We start from the raw sequence: 20993 nt of genomic DNA, 5'->3' as shown, positions 1-20993 counted from the left end.
AGCGCGTGTTGCGCCAAATGAATGAAAGTGAAGGGATTTTCAGCTCTTTCCTAAAGGATCCTTCACGTTGCTGAAAGCTGATCGTTAGGATCGGGCGGTAAGACTGACGAGGTTTGCAATTCCACTCCTCGGAGGTTCAGGCATGCTCGGGCTGGTAAAGACCGCACTGCACAAGCCCTACACGTTTATCGTGCTGGCGATTTTCATCTGCATCATCGGGCCGTTGGCAGCTGTGCGCACGCCCACTGATGTATTCCCTGACATTGGTATTCCGGTAGTCGCCGTCGTCTGGCAATACACCGGCCTGGCACCGGCCGATATGGCGGGCCGGGTGATTTACACCTACGAGCGCTCGCTCAGTACCACGGTCAACGACATCGAACATATCGAGTCGCAGTCGTTGCCCGGCATGGGCATCGTGAAGATTTTCTTCCAGCCCGGCGTCGATATCAGGACCGCCAACGCGCAAGTGACCGCGGTGTCTCAAACCGTACTCAAGCAGATGCCGCCGGGGATCACCCCGCCGCTGATTCTTAACTACAGCGCCTCCACGGTGCCGATCCTGCAATTGGCGTTTTCCAGTCCCACGCTCTCGGAAGCCAAGATCCGCGATCTGGTGCAGAACAAAATCCGCCTGCCCCTGAGCTCGCTGCCCGGTCTGGCCATGCCGACCCCCATGGGCGGTAAACAGCGTCAGATCACCCTCGACCTCGACCCCCAGGCCCTGGCAGCCAAAGGCTTGTCGGCACAGGACGTGGGCAACGCACTGGCAGCGCAAAACCAGATCATCCCGGTGGGCACCGCCAAGCTCGGCACCTATGAATACACGGTACTGCTCAACAACAGCCCCAAAGCCATCGACGAGCTCAATGATCTGCCGATCAAGACCGTCAATGGCGCCCTGATTACCATCGGCCAGGTGGCCCACGTGCGTGACGGCTCGCCGCCGCAAACCAACATCGTGCGGGTGGACGGGCAACGGGCAGTGCTGATGCCGGCGTTGAAGAACGGCAATATTTCGACCCTGTCGATCGTCGACGGCATTCGCTCGATGCTGCCGCGAATCAACGAAACCCTGCCGCCCTCACTCAAAACATCCCTGCTGGGCGATGCTTCGGTGTTCGTCAAACAGTCGGTGGGCAGTGTGGCCCAGGAAGGGATCATCGCCGCCCTGCTGACCAGCGCGATGATTCTGCTGTTCCTCGGCAGCTGGCGCTCGACCCTGATCATTGCCGTGTCGATCCCGCTGGCGGTGCTCTCGGCCATTGCCCTGCTGGCCCTCAGCGGGCAAACCCTGAACGTCATGACCCTCGGAGGGCTGGCGTTGGCGGTGGGGATCCTGGTGGATGATGCGACGGTGACCATCGAGAACATCAACTGGCACCTTGAGCAAGGCAAGTCGGTGCGTGATGCGATTCTCGATGGCGCCAAACAGATCGTCGGCCCGGCATTCGTCTCGCTGCTGTGTATCTGCATCGTGTTTGTGCCGATGTTCATGTTGCAGGGGATTGCCGGCTACCTGTTCCGGCCGATGGCCCTGTCGGTGATTTTCGCCATGGGCTCCTCCTTCATTCTGTCGCGCACCCTGGTGCCCACCCTGGCGATGTTCCTGCTCAAGCCCCATGTGCCGGAGCAAGGCCCAGGCCATCACCCTGAAGATGGCTACATCAACCATCACGAGGGCGACCGGCACACCCCACAGCATTCGGCACCGGTGCGGGCACTGCTGAGTTTCCAGCAAGGGTTCGAGCGGCGTTTCTCGGCCGGGCGCGATGCTTATTACGGCGTGCTGGAATTGGCCCTGGCCCATCGCAAGCGTTTTTTGCTGGGCTTCATGGCCTGCGTGCTGGCCTCGTTCGTGTTGCTGCCGAGCCTGGGCCAGGACTTCTTTGCGGCCACCGACGCCGGGGCTCTGGCGCTGCATGTGCGCCTGCCGCTGGGCACGCGCATTGAAGAAAGCGCCGCGGCCTTCGACCGGATCGAGTCGCGCATTCGTGAAATCATCCCCGCCGAGCAACTGGACACCATCATCGACAACATCGGGATTCCGCTGAGCGGCATCGACATGGCCTACAGCAGCAGCGGCACCATCGGCCCGCAGGATGGCGATATTCAAGTCACCCTCAAGGCCGACCACAGCCCGACCGCGGACTACGTCAAACGCTTGCGTGAAGCCCTGCCCGAGAGTTTCCCTGGCAGCCAGTTTGCCTTTATGCCGGCCGACATCAGCACCCAGATCCTCAATTTTGGTGCCCCGGCTCCGCTGGACGTGAAAATCTCCGGCCGCGACGACGCGGCCAACCGCACCTATGCCCTGGAGCTGCAACGTCGCCTGCAACATGTGCCGGGGATTGCCGATCTGCGGATTCAGCAATCGGTCGGCTACCCGTCCCTGCAAGTGAATGTTGACCGGTTGCGGGCCAATGGCCTGGGAATTACCGAACGTGATGTCACCAACAGCATGGTGGCCTCGCTGGCGGGCAGTTCACAGGTGGCGCCGACCTTCTGGCTCAACCCGCAAAACGGCGTGTCTTACGGGGTAGTTGCCGCGACTCCGCAATACCGGCTGGACAGCCTGCCCTCGCTGGAAGCCTTGCCGGTGACCGGCAGCAACGGCCAGTCACAAATCCTTGGCGGGCTGGCGACCATCACCCGGGTCGACAGCCCGGCGGTGGTCACCCATTACAACATCGAGCCAACCCTGGATCTGTACGCCAACATTCAGGGCCGCGATTTGGGCTCAGTGGCCGCCGATGTGCAAAAAGTGATTGATGGCGCTTCGGACCTGCGTCCCAAAGGCGCCACCATCACCCTGCACGGCCAGATCGACGCGCTGCATGAAGCCTTCAGCGGCTTGAGCCTGGGCCTGCTTGGCGCGGTCGTGCTGATCTACCTGCTGATCGTGGTCAACTTCCAGTCGTGGGTGGACCCATTCGTGATCATCACCGCCCTGCCCGCCGCGCTGGCCGGGATCGTGTGGATGCTGTTCCTCAGCGGCACGTCCTTGTCGGTGCCGGCACTGACCGGGGCCATCTTGTGTATGGGGGTGGCCACTGCCAACTCGATTCTGGTGGTGAGCTTCTGCCGCGAGCGGCTGGCTGAACATGGCGACGCCCTCAAGGCCGCGCTCGAAGCGGGCTATACCCGGTTCCGGCCGGTATGCATGACCGCCCTGGCCATGATGATCGGCATGCTGCCGCTGGCCCTTTCCGAAGAACAGAACGCCCCGCTCGGACGCGCCGTGATTGGCGGCCTGATGCTGGCCACCGTTGCCACCTTGTTGTTCGTGCCCGTGGTGTTCAGCCTGGTGCACGGCCGTGAAAAAAATCGCGTTGCAGCTGGAGAAACCACCCATGTCGTCTGATCAAAAACCTTCGCGCAAGCGCTTGATGTACCTGGGTATCGGTGGCCTGACCCTGGCCGCGCTGCTGGTGGCCAACGGGCTGGCGGCACGCAGCCGCCACGAAAAAGAGGTCGCCAGCTGGACCGAAGTCGCTGCCCTGCCGGTGGTCAGCGTGTTCCAGCCGCAGCAAAATGCCCATGGCGACACCCTGCGTTTACCCGCGCATCTGCAAGCCTGGAGCAAGGCCTCGATCCATGCCCGGGTCAGCGGTTACCTCAAAAGCTGGCAAAGCGATATTGGCAGCAAGGTCACCGCCGGGCAGGTGCTGGCGGTCATTGATAGCCCAGACCTTGATCAGCAACTGGCGCAAACCCGCGCCCATATGCTGCAAGAACAGGCCAACGCCAAGCTCGCTGCCACCACCGCGTCGCGCTGGCAAAACCTGCTGGCCAGTCATTCGGTCTCGCGCCAGGAAGCCGACGAGAAAGCCTCCAACGCTGCCGCCGCCAGAGCCAATGCCCAGGCGGCCGAAGCCGACTACGCACGCCTGTCCAGCCTGGAAGACTACAAAACCATTCGCGCGCCCTTCGCCGGGACCGTCACTGCGCGCCACACCGACATTGGCCAACTGATCAAGGCCGATACCGACAGCGACACCGAACTGTTTGACATTGCCGACACCCATCAACTGCGCCTGTACGTACCGGTGCCGCAGAACTACGCCAGCGTGATTCGTCCGGGCATGCAGGTGCAGCTCAGCGTGCCGGAACATCCAGGGCAAACCTTCGATGCAAAACTGATCGGCAACTCGGCCGCCATTGATCAGCGCTCGGGCACCCTGATGGCCCAGTTTGTTGCACAAAACCCCGGCGATGTGCTGATGCCCGGGGACTACGCCGAGGCAACCCTGGCAATCCCGCCCGACACCCATGGCGTCAGCATTCCGGCCAGCGCCTTGATCTTCCGCGCCCAGGGCACCCAGGTGGCGGTACTCGACAGCGCCAGGCATGTGCATATGCAAAGCATCCATATCGGCCTGGACCTGGGTGACCGTCTGGTGATTGACCAAGGGCTCAAACCTGCCGACACCGTGATCGACAACCCGCCCGATGCCCTGCGCGAAGGCGACCCGGTCAAACTTGCCGATGCAGGAGCCAACCATGCAGCCAAAGCTTAAACGCGGCGCTCTGTTGCTGGCCCTGGCGTTGCAGGGCTGCTCGCTGGCACCGGCCTACAAACCGCCGCAACTGGACCTGCCACAGCACTATCGCGAACAAAGCAGCGACGGCCCGTGGCACAGCGCGCAACCGGCCGATCAACTGTCCCCCCAGTGGTGGCGGCTGTATCACGACGAACGCCTGAATTCACTGCAGCAGCGCCTGCTCAAGGCCAACCCGGACCTGGCGGCAGCCCTGGCGCATTACGATGGCGCCCAGGCGTACGCCAGCCAGCTGCATGCCGGGCTATTCCCGCAGATAACCGCCAGCGGGCAACCGCTGCGCCAGCGCCAGTCGGACAGCCGGCCGTTGCGCGGTACGGAACAGCCAGCGGTGTACAACAGCAATACCGCGGGCTTTGCGCTGAATTACGATCTCGACCTGTGGGGTAAAATCCGCAACCAGGTGGTGGCGGGCGATGCCCGGGCACAGGCCTCGGCAGATGACCTGGCCGTGGCCCGCCTGAGCTTGCAGCGCCAGCTTGCCAGCCTGTACGTGCAGCTCGACGGTCTGGATGCACAACAGCGCATTCTGTCCAGTTCGCTGGATGATTACAGCCAGGCCCTGCAACTGACCCGGGCCCGCTATCAGGGGCAGATTTCTTCCGAACTTGACCTGACCCGTGCCCAGAGCCAGCTGGCCGAAGCCGAGGCCCAACTGGACGACGTGCGCGGCCAGCGCAACCTCACCGAGCACGCCATTGGCGAACTGGTGGGTGAGCCGGCCAGCAACTTTGTCCTGCCGGCCAGCGAGCAGACCCTGAGCCTGCCAGAGCAACCCGCTGCCCTGCCCGGCAGCTTGTTGCAGCGCCGGCCTGATATCGCCGCGGCCGAACGCCGGATGTTTGCCGCCAATGCGCAAATCGGCGTGGCCAAGGCCGCCTGGTATCCCGACTTCAGCCTGACCGGACTACTGGGCGGGCAGACCCAGGGCGTCGGTAATTTATTGTCGGCGAGCAATCGTTTCTGGGCGTTGGGGCCACTGGTCAACCTGCCGATTTTTGAGGGTGGCCGACTGGATGCCGAAGAGCGCCAGGCCAGGGCCGAATTCGAAGAAGCGTCGGCGCACTACCGCGGCCAGGTGCTGCATGCCGTGCGCGAAGTCGAAGACAACCTGGCGCAGTTACGTGATCTGAGGCAACAGGGTCTGGATGAACAGGCGGCGGCCAATGCAGCCGAACACACCCGGGCGCTGGCCACCAACAGCTACGAGGCTGGCGCGGTGAGCTACCTGGATGTGGTCACGGCACAGACCGCGGCGCTACAGGCCCAACGCGCGGTACAAGCCCTGCGCACCCGCCAGTTGCAGGCCAGCGTGGGATTGTTGACGGCACTGGGAGGGGGCTGGGAAGGCTGACCATCTAACCTGAACCTGCGAACACTGCGCAATCGATCGCAGCCTCGCGCAGCTCGTCAGCGACTACAAAACCCCGACTATGTAGTCGCTGCCGAAGGCTGCGATCGACGACGCAGTCGGCGTGAAACCGCACAGTCCCAAAATCTTGCGAACGCTGCGTCGTCGATCGCAGCCTCGCGCAGCTCGTCAGCGACTACTAAACCCCGACCATGTAGTCGCTGCCGAAGGCTGCGATCGACGACGCAGTCGGCGTGAAACCGCACAGTCCCAAAATCTTGCGAACGCTGCGCAATCGATCGCAGCCTCGCGCAGCTCGTCAGCGACTACAAAACCCCGGCTATGTAGTCGCTGCCGAAGGCTGCGATCGACGACGCAGTCGGCGTAAAACCGCACAGTCCCAAAATCTTGCGAACGCTGCGTCGTCGATCGCAGCCTCGCGCAGCTCGTCAGCGACTACTAAACCCCGACCATGTAGTCGCTGCCGAAGGCTGCGATCGACGACGCAGTCGGCGTAAAACCGCACAGTCCCAAAATCTTGCGAACGCTGCGCAATCGATCGCAGCCTCGCGCAGCTCGACAGCGACTACAAAACCCCGGCTATGTAGTCGCTGCCGAAGGCTGCGATCGACGACGCAGTCGGCGTGAAACCGCACAGTCCCAAAATCTTGCGAACGCTGCGCAATCGATCGCAGCCTCGCGCAGCTCGACAGCGACTACGAAGGCTGCGTCCGGCGACGCTGTCGGCGTAAAACCGCACAGTCCCAAAATCTTGCGAACGCTGCGCAATCGATCGCAGCCTCGCGCAGCTCGTCAGCGACTACGAAGGCTGCGTCCGGCGACACAGTCGTCATAAAACCGCACAACCCTGTCCTCAAACCTTGATCAGAACAATCCGGAAGTCGGGGGCGGGGTGCCTTTGAGTTGCCACGCCCCCACCGCCGCCGCTTTCCATTGCCGGGGGTTGTGGTTGGCCACCGTGCGGGCATTGCGCCAGTGCCGGTCAAGGTTGTGGGCCCGCCCCGTAGTCGAGGCGCCACCCACGTCGAATACCAGCTCCGCCGCCTTGAGCGCAGACTCCGCAGCAATGTATTGCGCCTGCGCAACGTTTACCGCTGCCTGGTCTACCAATAGCGGATCAAGGTCGCCCGCCCACGCCCGGTCGATGGATTGCGCCGCATGCAGCACCACCGCCTCAGCCGTGAAAGCCCGGGCCGCGATATCGCCCACGCTCAGCTCTACGTAAGGGTCGTCAACCGAGCGGGTTGCGCTGCTGTGTTTGATCGGCCGCGCATGCTCATTGGCAAACGCTACGGCATCGTTCAGGGCATTGCGCGCAATACCCGCCTGCACCGCTGCCAGAAACAATTGCAGGAAGGGGGTGACTATGGTGCGCTTGCCCTCTTCCACGGTCCGGGTGCGAATCTCTTGCGTCAGCACCTGGACGTTGTTCAAGCGGGTCGTGCCGCTGGCAGTCAGGCGCTGACCCATGGCGTCGAAGTCGTCCAGCAGTTCGAGCCCCTCGCGGTTGCGCGGCAGGATGAACGACACCGGCTGATCGTTTTCGTCCAGCGCCACCGCACTGACCCAGTCGGCGTACAACGAACCGGTGCTGTAGTACTTGTTGCCCGTGGCCCGATAATGCTCGCCGTCACGCACAATCCGGGCGCTGATCGAGCCATTGGCGCCGCCCACCTCCCAACCCGCATTGCCGATCACCGCGCCCTGCAGGTAGCGCTCGAACCAGCGCTCGCGCTCGCCTTCGGCATCATCTGCCCGTGATGCCAGCAGCCCTTCGACAAAGCCGAAGCCGGGGCGCAATGCCTGGGCAACGTTGGAGTCCACCGCCGCGATGCGGATCAATAACCCAATCACCTCTTTCACCGAACCGCCGCTGCCGCCATAGCGAACCGGGATTCGGGCGCTAAAAAAGCCGGCTTTGGCAATCTGCGCCACCGCCTCAAACGGCAGCAGCCGATCGCGTTCGCGTAACGCCGCACCCTGGCCAATCTCCGGCAACAGGCGGTCGGCACGGGCATTGAGTTCTGCCACCGTAGCAACGGGACGTTCGGTTACAGCAAACAGCTTACTCATGGCATTTCCTTGCATTGATAACGCTTAAATGGCGATTTTCCATAGCTGTGATTCATCAAACAGCCACGCGGTGTTTTCGGCTTCCAGCGGCGGCACCACCAGCTGCACTTGGGCACCGGGCAGGCGCGGTACAGCCCCCAGCAGGCGGCGGGTGTATTCATGCTGCGGGTTGTCAAACAGGTCCTCGACCGGGGCGCTTTCCACCACCTTGCCGTGACGCATCACCAGCACTTGATCGCTGACATGGCGGATCACCCCCAGGTCGTGGGAGATAAACAAATACGCCAGCCCCAGACTGGCTTGCAGGTCCGCCAACAGGTCGAGCACCTGCGCCTGTACCGATACGTCCAGCGCCGACACCGGCTCGTCGCAAATAATCACTTTGGGGTTGCTGGCAATGGCCCGGGCGATCGCCACGCGCTGACGCTGGCCACCCGATAATTGCAAGGGACGGCGCGTGGCCAGTTCGGCTGGCAAACGCACGTGTTCCAGCAGTTGGCTGATGCGCGCAGCGTGTTGCCCGGCCTGGAACCCCGCCACATCCAGCGCGTCGGCAAGGATCTGGCCGACGCTCCAGCGCGGATCGAAAGAGCTGAGCGGGTCCTGATAGATGACGCTGATATCCCGTCGATGCAGGCGTCGCTGTTTTTCCGTGACCCGCTCGCTGCCCGCCGCCGTCCATGGCTGCCCAAGAAATTCGACACGCCCTGCGTCGGGTTCCAGCAGCCCGAGGACCATGCGCGCGACAGTGGTTTTGCCCGAGCCAGACTCACCGACGATTCCCAGCGTGCGCCCGGCCCGCAGTTCAAAACTGACGTCATCCACCACTTGCCGCGATTGATGATCGGGGCCGATATAACGTTTGCCCAGCCCGCTCGCCCTGAGCAGCAGCGGCGAGTCAGCGCCCGAGCGGGGCGGCCCGCTCACGGCAGGCTGCCCCGGCGACAGGCGCGTACCCCGTGCATGTTCGGCAGGTACTGCATCCAGCAAGGCCCGGGTGTAAGGGTGACGCGGGTTGCGCAACACCTGCTCCGTTGGCCCCTGCTCCACGGTCACGCCATGGCGCAGCACCAGCACTTCATCCGCCAGCTGCGCCACCACCGCCAGGTCATGGCTGATGATCAGCAACGAGTCGCCGCGGGCCTTGATTTCCTGCAGCACTTCGAGGATTTGCGCCTGTACCGTGGCATCCAGTGCGGTGGTCGGTTCATCGGCGATCACCAGCCCCGGGCTCAGCGCCAGCGCGCTGGCAATCAGCGCCCGCTGACGCAAGCCGCCGGACAGCTGATCGGGACGTTGCCGGGCACGCAACCGGGGGTCGGGCACACCGACTTTATCCAGCAACTCAATAACCCGTTCGCCGCGACTGCGGCGATCGCCCCAATTGTGAGCCTTGAGCACCTCGAGGATTTCCTTGCCTACCGCACGCAAGGGGTCAAGCGACACCAGTGCATCCTGCAGCACGAAACCAATGCCCTTGCCCCGCAGCCGGCGCCAGCCACGCTCGGACAACCCCAGCAGATCCTGCCCGCCGTAACTCAGGGTCCGGGCGCTCACCCGCGCCCCTGCGCCCGCCAGCCCAATCAGGCTGCGGGCGGTTACGCTCTTGCCGGAACCGGACTCACCCACCAGCGCCAGGGTCTTGCCCGGGGCCAGGGTAAACGACAGGTTGTGCACCACGATCTGGCCGTCGAATTCGATGGACAGGCCCTCAACGATCAAGTGTTTGTCACTCATGACAGGCGTCCCTCCAGACGTTGTTGCAGATAGCGGCCGGCGACCGTGGTCGAGAGCGTGGTCAGTACGATGAACAGCCCGGGGAAGAACGTCAGCCACCAGGCATTGGCAACAAAGTCACGCCCCATCGACAGCATCGTCCCCCACTCCGGCGCGGGCGGCGGTGCGCCCAGCCCCAGAAAGCTCAGGGCCGAAGCCCAGACAATGGCCTGACCGACGCCCATGGTCAGGGTCACGATCAGTGGGCGCATGGCATTGGGTAACAGCTGGCGCAGGATGATCCGCCGTGTCGGATGCCCCAGGGCCACGGCAGCTTCGATGTAGCCGGCGTTACGCACCGCCAGCACTTGACCGCGCACCATGCGCGCATAGCCCGGCGCCCCGCCCAGCCCGGTGGCGACGATCAAGGGACCGACGCCACTGCCAAAGATCGCCACGAACAGCAGCGCCAGCACCAGGCTGGGGAAGGCAAACAGGATCTCCAGCAGCCAGCCGACGCCGCGGTCCAGATAAGCGCCGCCCAGGCCGCCCAGCAAACCCAGGACGATCGCAATGCCCATGGCCAGTGCCGTGGCGGCCAGGCCGATAAACAAGGACTGGCGCGTGCCATAGATCACCCGCGAAAAAATATCCCGCCCCGATTGATCGGTACCGAACCAGTGCGCCCAGCCCGGCGGATGGAAGGCATCGTGGGGAACGATCGCCAACGGGTCGCTGTGGGCAAACAGTTGCGGCACCAGCGCCGCGATGATCAGAAAGGCCAGAAAAGTCACGGCCAGAAAGGGTCCGGGGCGCACCCTTGACGCTGTGCGCTGCACCCGCACAGCGGGCAGTACGGTGTCGAAAGTCAGTTCGCTCATGCGGTTTTCCCCTGTTGGCGCGGATCGATCCACAGGTACAGCAGATCGATCACAATGTTGGCCAGCACGTAGACGGCGGCCACCGCCAGACTGATGCCGATAGTCAGCGGCAAGTCCTGCGCCTGCACCGCCTGGTACAACTGGCGGCCAAGGCCCTTGCGCGAAAAGATCACTTCAATCACCACCGCGCCGCTGATCAGCGCGCCGATGGCCCAGCCAGACAACGAAATACCGGGCAACACGGCATGGCGCAGCGCGTGCTTGAAGCGCACGGCCGTGTCACTCAGGCCCCGGGTGCGGGCGGTCAGGACAAAGGGTTGTTCCAGTGTCAGTTCAAGGGATTCACGGGTGACCTGGGCGATAAAGCCGGCCAGCGGAATGGCCAGTGCCACCGCCGGCAACACCAGGGTGCGCCAGCCATCGCTCCCGGCCGGGGGGAACCAGCGCAAACCGAAGGCGAACACCGCCAGCAGCAAAATACCCAGCCAGAAGTGCGGCAAGGCAGCGGCCAGGGTTTCAGCCAGCGAGGCCAGGCTGGACACCCAGCGGCCACGGCCGGCGGTGAGCACGGTCAGCGCCAGGACCAGCAGCCAGGCCAGCGCCAGGGCGCTGAAGGTCAGCTGCAACGTCGCCCAGGATTGCTCGGCGAGCACGCGCGTGACCGGTAAGTGCTGGGAGTAGGACATCCCCAGATCGCCCTGCAACACACGCCCCAGGTACAGCGCATATTGAACCGCCAACGGCTTGTCCAGACCAAACTCACGGGTGGCTTCAGCAATGGTCTCTGCGGTCGGGTTACCACTGGCGCCGCCAAGAATGGCCAGCACCGGATCGCCCGGCATCAGGTGCAAGGCGAAGAACGTCAGGGTCGCGACGGCCCACAGCACCAGCACCCCGCCTGCCAGACGCCATGCCGCGCGACGGGCCAGCCGGGTCAAACGTTCGTGCCGTGGACTGGAGTATGTGATTGCGCTCATTGGTTTACCCCTCTCATTTGTTGACCCAGGCGTCATACAGGTAAGTCACCGCCAGCGAAGGCTCCAGCCGAACGCCCTGGGTGGTTTTGTAGATCCCCAGACGCGAGCTTTGCGGGTAGGTGGTCAGTTGCAGGTATTGCTGCGAAGCAATCTGCTGGGTCTTGTAGTACAGGGCTCGACGCTGTTCGGGGTCCTGGGTGGCCAGGGCTTGCTGGTTGATTGCGTCAAACTGCGGGCTGGCGAACCCGGCGGTGTTCTGGTGGTAGCCACCGACGCCTGCCGGCTGCACGAACTCTGAGCCGAACACAATCCGCAGCACGTCTGCGGTGTTGGTGTTCCAGTAGCCCACCCGGATGTCGTAGTCCCAGTCGGCCTGACGCTGGGTGGCCAGGACATCGCTCATCTGCTCGATCAGCAGTTCAAACCCGGCCTTGCGCGTGGTGGCCTGCACTTGCTCCCACAGCGTCAGTTCAGAGGGCGGTGTGCGGTTGCCAATCACCACATGCACTTGCAGGCGTTTACCGTCACGGGTGCGATAGCCCTCGGCGTCGCGCCCGGTCCAGCCACTTTCATCCAGTAGCTGCGCGGCGAGGCCCTGGTCGTAGTCCTGGGCATGTTCAAAGTCCGGGCTGTAAAAACGCGTGGCCGAACTCAGCGCGCCACCGGCACGGGGGAACTCATTGAAGTACACGCTTTTCAGGGCGCCCTCGACATCGGCGCTGCGCACAAAGGCTTCACGCACGTTCACGTTATCGAAGGGAGCGCGGGTGATATTCAGCGTGCCGTTGGTGGGATTGCCCGGACGCAGGGCGACCAGCATGGTCAAGTCCGGATTGCGCCGCGCCGCTTCATGGGATTCGGGCGGCAGCGCCTCAATCACGTCGACCTCGCCGGCCTGCAGCGAGGCAAACCGCACCGATGGCTCCTGAATGAACTTCCACACAATGCGCTCCAGCCATGCCGGGCCCTGATGCCTGGCGGTGGGTGGCGCCCAGTTGTAATCGGGGTTGCGTACCAGTTCGACCTGGCTCTGGCGGTCCCACTTGACGATCTTGAACGGGCCGCTGCCCACCGGGCTTTCACAGTTCTGGTCACGGGAGCGCAGCAATGCCGTGGGCGATTCAATGCCGAGAAAACCTTGCGCCAGCACCTCCAGAAATGCGGCATAGGGTGTGGCCAGATGCACCACTGCCGTGTAGTCATCGAGCACCTCGGTGCTGCGGTATTGGCGGATGTAGCCACCGGCAGTACTGGACTGGGTTTTCGGATTGGCCATGTGATCGAGGTTGGCCTTGACCGCAGCCGCGTTGAATGGCGTGCCGTCGGTGAAGTGCACATCGTTGCGCAGGTGGAAGGTGTAAACCAGACCGTCGGCCGACACCTCCCAGCCCTTGGCCAGCCACGGCCCTATTTGCCCCTGCTGGTCCATCGACACCAGCGAGTCGAGATACTGCTGGCCGATAAACACTTGCGGCATGTCACCGCTGACATGGGGGTCCAGGCACGTGGGTTCACGGTCAGTGGCGTACACCAGCGTGCCGCCGCTGACCGGTTTGTCACTGCGCGCGACCGTCGATGCATCCTGGCCGCAGCCGATCAGCAGGCTGCACAGGGCAGCGAGGCCAATGAGGGGAGTGCTCTTGAGCAGCGACCTGGATCGTCGGCCTTGAGATCGCAAATGGGGCGAGAGTTCGAGCATGGGGCTTACTGCCTAAAGTCCGGGAACAAGGCTATTGCACAAGCCATGCCGATTTTTTCGGCCCGTAAACAGGGGGGAAACGCGAGGTGCTGCCGGGGTAAAACCAACACTCTGTGCGGCAACTGTTGGTGAGCCAACAGTTGCCGCTACGAAAAGCGGGCAGCTCTTGTAGTCGCTGACGAGGCACGAGGCTGCGATAAGGGCCGCAGGGCCTTCATTCATCGGGCCTGCTGCGCAGTCCATCGCAGCCTCGTTCCTCGTCAGCGACTACCGCATCAACCGAGGATTACCATCGCTGCGCAATCGGACGTCGCCTGCGGCAATTGCTATGAAAAACGGTCAGCTCTTGTAGTCGCTGACGAGGCACGAGGCTGCGATAAGGGCTGCAGGGCCTTCATTCATCGGGCCTGCTGCGCAGTCCATCGCAGCCTCGTTCCTCGTCAGCGACTACCGCATCAACCGAGGATTACCATCGCTGCGCAATCGGACGTCGCCTGCGGCAATTGCTATGAAAAACGGTCAGCTCTTGTAGTCGCTGACGAGGCACGAGGCTGCGATAAGGGCTGCAGGGCCTTCATTCATCGGGCCTGCTGCGCAGTCCATCGCAGCCTCGTTCCTCGTCAGCGACTACCGCATCAACCGAGGATTACGATCGCTGCGCAATCGGACGTCGCCTGCGGCAATTGCTATGAAAAACGGTCAGCTCTTGTAGTCGCTGACGAGGCACGAGGCTGCGATAAGGGCCGCAGGGCCTTCATTCATCGGGCCTGCTGCGCAGTCCATCGCAGCCTCGTTCCTCGTCAGCGACTACCGCATCAACCGAGGATTACCATCGCTGCGCAATCGGACGTCGCCTGCGGCAATTGCTATGAAAAACGGTCAGCTCTTGTAGTCGCTGACGAGGCACGAGGCTGCGATAAGGGCTGCAGGGCCTTCATTCATCGGGCCTGCTGCGCAGTCCATCGCAGCCTCGTTCCTCGTCAGCGACTACCGCATCAACCGAGGATTACCATCGCTGCGCAATCGGACGCCGCCTGCGGCAATTGCTATGAAAAACGGTCAGCTCTTGTAGTCGCTGACGAGGCACGAGGCTGCGATAAGGTCCGCAGGGCCTTCATTCATCGGGCCTGCTGCGCAGTCCATCGCAGCCTCGTTCCTCGTCAGCGACTACCGCATCAACCGAGGATTACCATCGCTGCGCTAGCCAGCTCGCGCAATGATTGTGCAGGGCCAAGTTCCGGATCAAAAACGCAACGGCTGCGCCGGTTGGCGCAGTACTGCCGGGTCGCGGTATCGGGCGCCGAAATGATCATCCGGCAAGCGCGCTTGCCCTGCACCGAACAAGCGTTCGCGCAGGGTTTCACCCTCGCTGTAGCGCTCGCGAAAACGTCCGCGACGGCGCAACTCCGGCACCACCAGTTCAATGAAATCGCGCGCGGTTTCAAAGGACAGGTACTGACGCAAATTGATCCCGTCGATGCCGTCCTCATCCAGCCACTTTTCGATCTGGTCGGCGACTACAGTCGGGGTTCCGGCAACGAAAAAACGCTCCCGGTTAAAACCCGAGAACTGGGCCAACACGGTGCTTACCGTCCACTCGGGTTTGTAGCGCTGCAAACTCTGCCAGCCCTTGACCTCAAGCCTGATCAAATCGCTGATCAGGGCATCGCCGGGGTAGGCCGTCAAATCAACCGCCGACTGGGCATGGGCCAGGGACGCTTCAACGCTCATCAACTGGCGATAGCTGTCGAGTTTGCGGCTGACCTCTTCGTCGGTACGGCCAACGATCACCCCGGCCATGACGATGAATTTCAACCCCGCCGGGTCACGCTCATGGGCGATCGCCTTGCTGCGCATGGCCTGGATATTGGCGCGTACCGCCGCCGTGTCGATACCGCCGGTAAACACCACTTCAGCGTGACGCCCGGCAAATTCGATACCCGCCGCTGACCCGGTGGCCTGGAACAGCACCGGGGTGCGCTGGGGCGAAGGCTGGCACAAATGCGGCCCGGCGACTTTGAAATGCTCGCCGACGTGATCGATATAGCGCACTTTGGCCGGGTCGGTGTAGATCCGTTGCTCGCGGTCCTGGATCACCGCGTCATCGTCCCAGGAGCCCTCCCACAACTTGTAAAGCACATCCAGATATTCGTCGGCGATCTCGTAGCGGTGGTCATGCACCACCTCTGTGGCATGCCCGAAATTGCGCGCTGCATTGGGTAGATAAGAGGTCACGATGTTCCAGCCCACCCGGCCTTTGGTCAGGTGATCGAGGGTGCTCATGCGTCGCGCAAAGGCAAATGGCGGCTCGTAGGTGGTGGAAAAGGTAGCGCCAAACCCGAGGTTTTTGGTGACCGCCGCCATGGCCGGAATCACCATCAACGGATCATTGCTGGGGATTTGCATGGCCTCGCGCAATGCGGTTTGCGGGCCATCTCGAAATTGATCGTAGGTGCCAATCACATCCGCCAGAAACACCCCGTCGAACGTACCGTACTCCAGCAATTGAGCCAGTTCGGTCCAGTAGTCCAGATCGTTGAAGCGGTGCCGGTTGTTCTCGGGATGCACCCACAGCCCGTGGACGATATGGCTCACACAGTTCATTTCAAACAGATTGACATGCAGTTGCTTGGGCATCAGTCGTGCTCCTACGGCGCAGGGTTGGGTGTGCGCTGGTGCACGGCCTCGATCCGGGCCAGGATTTCTTGATCCAGGGTGATGTGCAGCGCGCCGAGGTTTTCGCGTAACTGGGCGAGGCTGGTCTGGCCCGTCAGAGCACTGGCCACAAAGGGTTTGTTGATGACGTAAGCCAGGGCCAGTTGCGCCGGGCTCAGGTTGTGCTCTCTGGCGATCTGCAGGTAACCGCTGACGGCCTGGTCTACCTCCGGGCCGTCATAGCGGGTGAACGTGCGGTACACCGACGACAGACGCGAGCCCTGGGGACGCGCACCGCCCAGGTATTTGCCGGTCAGCGAGCCGAATGCCAGGGGTGAATACGCCAGCAGCCCTACGCCTTCGCGGTGGCTGAACTCCGAGAGCCCGCCCTCGTACAAACGGCTGATCAAGCTGTAGGGGTTTTGCACACTGACAATGCGCGGCAAACCCAGGCGCTCACTCTGCTTGATAAATTCGGCCACGCCCCAGGGGGTTTCGTTGGACACGCCAATGTGCCGGATCTTGCCGGCCTTGACCTGTTCGGCCAGCACCGACAGCGTTTCTTCAATGGCCACGCTCTGGTTGTCCTCAACATACGGATACTCGCGCAGACCGAAAAAATTGGTCGCCCGGTCCGGCCAGTGCAATTGATAGAGGTCCAGATAGTCGGTATTAAGACGCTTGAGACTGCCGTCCAGCGCCTCGACAATATTGCGCCTGTCGTGGCGGGTCAGGCCCTCGCGAATGTGCAACTGCCCGCCGGGTTCGCGGGCGGGGCCGGCAATTTTACTGGCCAGTACCACCTCGTCCCGGCGACCACTGCGTGCCAGCCAGTTGCCGATATAGCGTTCAGTGGTACGCCAGGTATCGGCATGGGTCGGCGTGGGGTACATCTCGGCGGTGTCGATCAGATTGACACCTTCTGCCAGCGCCAGCTCGATCTGCTGGTGGGCATCGCTTTCGCTGTTTTGATGACCCCAGGTCATGGTCCCAAGCCCGATGACGCTGACCTTGATATCGCTGCTGCCCAGTTGGCGGTAACGCATGAGTGATCCTTTAATTAAGTTTTGAAGCCGGGGCCAGGTCCTTGCAGCTAACATGCCACGGTGCTCAAGCTTGTGTCCCGGGGCCCATTGAGCGGCCAGCGTTGTTGAGAGCCGCACAGTCTGTGTATCTATTGTTGGCCAGGCAACAGCGCAGATCCTCTGCTGGAGCGAGTTTGCTGGCGAGCTGTTGATGTTCAAAGAGCTCGCGAGCAAGCTCGCTCCTACAGTGATTTTGCGGTGTATGTACATTTGGAGGCGTCACCCATGACCCAGAACATCTATGACACTCCCGAGTTCTTCGAGGGGTACAGCCGCTTGCCACGCTCCGTTGAAGGCCTGGACGGTGCGCCTGAATGGCCGGCCCTGCGCTCGCTGTTGCCGCCGCTGGCCGGGTGCAAGGTGCTGGATCTGGGCTGCGGTTATGGCTGGTTCTGTCACTGGGCGGCGCAACAGGGCGCTGCCAGCGTGCTGGGGCTGGACGTTTCAAACAAGATGCTGGAGCGCGCCAGGGCCAGCCATAACGACCCGCGCATCACTTACCGGCGGGCTGATCTGGAACAGCTGGTACTTGCAGAGTCGGGCTTCGACCTGGTCTACAGCTCGCTGGCATTGCACTACATCCAGGACCTGGGAGCATTGCTGCGCAAGGTGTTTGACGCCCTGCTGCCGGGTGGCAAGCTGGTGTTTTCGATTGAGCATCCGATCTACATGGCCAGCCTCAAACCGGGCTGGATCATTGACGCCCAAGGGCAAAAAACCTGGCCGGTCGACCACTACCAACAGCAAGGCCCGCGCTCAACCGACTGGCTGAGCAAGGGTGTGATCAAGCATCACCGTACGCTGGGCACCCTGCTCAATCTGCTGATCGAAACCGGGTTCACCCTCGACCACATAAACGAATGGGGACCGGATGCCGAGGATCTGGCCAGCTGCCCCGGTCTTGCGGATGAGATGCATCGGCCGATGATGCTGATCGTGGCAGCCAGCCGCCAGCTGCCTTAGAAGCCCGGAACGATCTGACCTTTGTAGCGCGTGAGGATGAACTCGCGCACTTGCGGTGAGTTCAGTGCCTTGGCCAGTTTCTGGATGGCCGGGCTATCGATGTTGTCCGCACGGGCCACCAGGTATTCGATATACAGGTCCTTGCCCTTCTCGACAATCAGCGCGCTGTTGGTGTCGATACCGGCTTCCAGGGCGTAGTTGGCGAACACGAAAGCCAGGTCGACCTGGTTCACTGCACGGGCCAGCAATGCCCCTTCCAGCTCGCGGATTTTCAGGTGTTTGGGGTTCTCGGCGATGTCGCGGGTGGTCGACAGTGTGTTGCTTGGGTCCTTGAGCTTGATCAGCCCCGCTTCGTCCAGCAGCACCAGTGCGCGACCGGCGTTCACCGGGTCATTGGGAATGGCCACGGAGGCGCCATCCTTAAGCTCGGAGATGTTTTTGATCCGGGTCGAATAGGCACCGAAAGGTTCGATGTGCACACCCGCTACCGGCACCAGATCGGTGTGCCGGGTCTTGTTGAACTCATCCAGAAACGGTCGGTACTGGTAGTAGTTGGCGTCGATGTTTTTCTCCGCCAACTGCACGTTGGGCTGGATAAAGTCGCTGAACACTTTGATATCCAGATCAACCCCCTCCTGGGCCAGTTGCGGTTTGACGAACTCAAGAATCTCGGCATGGGGCACCGGGCTGGCACCGACCACCAGTTTCTCGTTCGCCTGGGCGGTAAAAGCAGCAAGCACGGCCACAAGGGCAAACAGCTTTTTCATTACATACACTCCGGACAATAAGAAATTGGCCGTCTCAGCGACGGCTATAACGCAGCACCAGGCGGTCGCCGCTGATTTGCAGGCCCTGCACCAACAACACCAGCAAGGCCACGGTGACCACCATCACGTCAGTCTGAAAACGCTGATAACCGAAGCGCACCGCCAGGTCTCCCAGCCCACCGCCGCCTACGACCCCGGCCATCGCGGTGCAATCCACCAGCACGATGGCCGTCACGGTGACGCCTGCGATCAGCGCGGGGCGCGCCTCTGGCAGCAGGGTGTGGCGGATCACTTGCCAGGTGCTGGCGCCCATGGCCTGAGTCGCCTCCACCACCCCGTGATCGACTTCCCGCAGGGCGATTTCCACCAGTCGTGCAAAGAACGGCGTGCAGCCCGCCACCAGTGGCACGATGGCGCCCTTCACACCGAGGGAAGTCCCGGTGAGCAAGGCGGTCAGCGGGATCAGCAAAATCAGGAGGATGATGAATGGCAGCGAGCGCAGGATATTCACCAGCACCGATAGCAGCCGGTACAGGCCGGGTCTGGCGTGCAGCTGCTGCTTGCCGGTGAGGAACAGCAACACCCCCAGCGGCAAGCCCAGCAACAGGGTAAAACCCAGGGCCACGCCGAGCATGCTCAGGGTATCGAGACAGGCCCGGCCGATTTCAGGCCAGTTGAGGTTGATCAGCAAAGCACCCACGCTTAAGACCAGTCGTGACGGGGCGGATTGACCCCGTTCAACAGCCAGTTACCCACCACGTGGTATTTCCAGCGCACCGGATCATGCAGGGTGTGGACCCGGGCATTGCGCCAGTGACGGTCGTGGTTATGGTGGGCCAGGGACGAGCGCGTACCGCCCAGCTCAAACAAGCGGGTGCTGGCTTCCAGAGCGATTTCAGTGGTCAGCACCTTGGCCTTGGCCACCGCCACCGATGCGCGCGCCACACCGTCTTCACCCGGCGCTTCGCGCACGCTGTCCATGACCTTGCCGGCACGTTCGAGCAAGGCTTCAGAAGCGTCCAGCTGGATACTCAGCTTGCCGATCTGGATGATGGTCAGCGGGTCGTCACTGGCCTTGTCCAGGCCCGAGTCGATCCATGGCCGGGCGTGCTCACGGACAAAACTGAGGGTGTCGCGCAGGGCGGCGCGGGCAATACCGGCATCGATCGCGGCGGTGGTAATTTGCGCAAACGGGCCTGCCAGCGTCGGATGTTCATACGAGCGGTAAGTCTTGAAAACGTTGAACTGCGCCACCCGCAAATCCTTTAACAGCACCGTGCCGCTGGCCGTGTTGCGCTGGCCGATGCTGGACCAGTCATCCACCACCGTCAGCCCGGGAGTGGCACGCGGCACGAAAGCCAGATGGGCCTTGTCCGCGCCATCCAGCGCCAGCACCCCGAGCCAGTGAGCATAAAGCGAACCGGTGCAATAGCCTTTACGGCCATTGATGACCACCTGCTCGCCATCCTCGACAAAGCGGGTCTGAATATCCTGAACGGTTTTGCCGCCGGTTTCCGAGATCGCATTGGCAAAGCGATTGCCCTTGAGCGCTAGATCAAAAAACCAGGCCTTTTGCTCGTCATTGCCTTGCAGGCGAATATCTTCGAGCAGGCAGTAATGGTTCTGCGGGATCTGCCCCAGGGACGCATCGGCAGCGGAAATAATGGTGATCACCTCGGCCAGCGTGGCGTAAGACACCTGCGCCCCGCCAAACTCTGCGGGCACGGTAATGCCCCACAGGCCGCTATTGGAAAACACGTCGACCACCTCGGCGGGCACCTGACGCAGCCGGTCACGCTCAGCGTCACCCTCCAGCAAAAATGCCGCCACTTTATGGGCAACATCAATGGCTTCGGCATCCGTGCGGATCACATGGGCATTGGCAACGGAAAGTGGATACGGAGCATCGGCAGGGTTGTGCGGCATGGATTTCTCACTCTTTACACATGTTGGGTTGTCGGCAGGGACAACCGGTAACAGAGCAGGAGCAGAATCCATGCCAGATATTTTTTACTTATAAATCAATAGTTTATGTTTTATAGCAAACACAGGGAGTTGGCAGGGCAACAGTCTGTGTGGCAACTGTTGCCTGACAAACAGCAGTGCGCCTGAACGTTGGCCACCACAACCCCCGTTTTTGTAGCAGTTGCCGAAGGCTACGTCCGGTCGCGCAGCGACCGTAATCCTCAGTGCACGGTTTATCTGAAGAACCGCAGGGCCTGGAGGTACGAGGGCTAAGCCGC

At 62.2% G+C, this 20993-nt stretch carries 14 protein-coding genes; 4 read left to right on the top strand and 10 right to left on the bottom strand.

What is annotated here, in order from left to right; translation table 11 throughout:
- Window positions 1-142: 142 nt before the first annotated feature.
- The 3 genes from AOC04_RS05670 to AOC04_RS05660 are packed head-to-tail and all read left to right on the top strand — an operon-like array spanning window position 143 to window position 5916.
- Window positions 143-3364, top strand: a complete 3222-nt coding sequence (locus AOC04_RS05670) for an efflux RND transporter permease subunit (RefSeq protein WP_060691541.1) — start codon at window positions 143-145, stop codon at window positions 3362-3364.
- Window positions 3354-4520: an efflux RND transporter periplasmic adaptor subunit gene (locus tag AOC04_RS05665; RefSeq protein ID WP_060691540.1), complete on the top strand. Its 1167-nt coding sequence runs from the start codon at window positions 3354-3356 to the stop codon at window positions 4518-4520. The genes AOC04_RS05670 and AOC04_RS05665 overlap by 11 nt, the downstream gene beginning before the upstream one ends.
- On the top strand, window positions 4504-5916 hold the full coding sequence (locus tag AOC04_RS05660; RefSeq protein ID WP_060691539.1) for an efflux transporter outer membrane subunit: 1413 nt from the start codon (window positions 4504-4506) through the stop codon (window positions 5914-5916). The genes AOC04_RS05665 and AOC04_RS05660 overlap by 17 nt, the downstream gene beginning before the upstream one ends.
- A gap of 882 nt (window positions 5917-6798) precedes the next feature.
- Here the strand turns inward: AOC04_RS05660 and AOC04_RS05655 are convergent.
- The 7 genes from AOC04_RS05655 to AOC04_RS05625 form a co-directional block, all read right to left on the bottom strand.
- Window positions 6799-8007, bottom strand: a complete 1209-nt coding sequence (locus AOC04_RS05655) for an acyl-CoA dehydrogenase family protein (RefSeq protein ID WP_060691538.1) — start codon at window positions 8005-8007, stop codon at window positions 6799-6801.
- Between the two features lie 24 nt (window positions 8008-8031).
- Window positions 8032-9744, bottom strand: coding sequence for a dipeptide ABC transporter ATP-binding protein (locus AOC04_RS05650; RefSeq protein WP_060691537.1), 1713 nt, complete (start codon window positions 9742-9744; stop codon window positions 8032-8034).
- Entirely contained in the window at window positions 9741-10604 is an 864-nt protein-coding gene (locus tag AOC04_RS05645) for an ABC transporter permease (protein ID WP_060691536.1), read from the bottom strand. The genes AOC04_RS05650 and AOC04_RS05645 overlap by 4 nt, the downstream gene beginning before the upstream one ends.
- Entirely contained in the window at window positions 10601-11581 is a 981-nt protein-coding gene (locus AOC04_RS05640) for an ABC transporter permease (RefSeq protein ID WP_060691535.1), read from the bottom strand. Before AOC04_RS05640 ends, AOC04_RS05645 begins: the two co-directional genes overlap by 4 nt.
- Before the next feature lie 13 nt (window positions 11582-11594).
- Window positions 11595-13280 (bottom strand): ABC transporter substrate-binding protein, encoded by a 1686-nt coding sequence (locus AOC04_RS05635; protein ID WP_060691534.1) that lies wholly within the window; start codon window positions 13278-13280, stop codon window positions 11595-11597.
- 1242 nt (window positions 13281-14522) lie between these two features.
- Entirely contained in the window at window positions 14523-15917 is a 1395-nt protein-coding gene (locus AOC04_RS05630) for an LLM class flavin-dependent oxidoreductase (RefSeq protein ID WP_060691533.1), read from the bottom strand.
- 11 nt (window positions 15918-15928) lie between these two features.
- Window positions 15929-16981 carry an NADP(H)-dependent aldo-keto reductase gene (locus AOC04_RS05625; protein WP_060691532.1) on the bottom strand — a complete coding sequence of 351 codons (1053 nt, stop codon included), beginning with the start codon at window positions 16979-16981 and terminating at the stop codon, window positions 15929-15931.
- Between the two features lie 264 nt (window positions 16982-17245).
- Between AOC04_RS05625 and AOC04_RS05620 the strand changes: the two genes are divergently transcribed.
- Complete coding sequence (locus AOC04_RS05620; RefSeq protein WP_060691531.1) at window positions 17246-17983, top strand: class I SAM-dependent methyltransferase; 738 nt, start codon at window positions 17246-17248, stop codon at window positions 17981-17983.
- On the opposite strand, the gene AOC04_RS05615 is transcribed toward AOC04_RS05620, so the two are convergent.
- From AOC04_RS05615 to AOC04_RS05605, 3 genes are all read right to left on the bottom strand, one after another.
- Complete coding sequence (locus AOC04_RS05615) at window positions 17980-18750, bottom strand: MetQ/NlpA family ABC transporter substrate-binding protein (protein ID WP_060691530.1); 771 nt, start codon at window positions 18748-18750, stop codon at window positions 17980-17982. The two genes, AOC04_RS05620 and AOC04_RS05615, sit on opposite strands and share 4 nt — an antisense overlap.
- Before the next feature lie 34 nt (window positions 18751-18784).
- Window positions 18785-19384: an ABC transporter permease subunit gene (locus AOC04_RS05610; RefSeq protein ID WP_082363744.1), complete on the bottom strand. Its 600-nt coding sequence runs from the start codon at window positions 19382-19384 to the stop codon at window positions 18785-18787.
- Between the two features lie 68 nt (window positions 19385-19452).
- Window positions 19453-20676, bottom strand: coding sequence for an SfnB family sulfur acquisition oxidoreductase (locus AOC04_RS05605; protein WP_060691528.1), 1224 nt, complete (start codon window positions 20674-20676; stop codon window positions 19453-19455).
- Window positions 20677-20993 lie beyond the last annotated feature (317 nt).

Origin of the sequence: Pseudomonas versuta, from assembly GCF_001294575.1 — a bacterium.
GTDB classification, from domain to species: domain Bacteria; phylum Pseudomonadota; class Gammaproteobacteria; order Pseudomonadales; family Pseudomonadaceae; genus Aquipseudomonas; species Aquipseudomonas versuta.
This window is presented reverse-complemented; position numbering and strand designations above follow the sequence as displayed.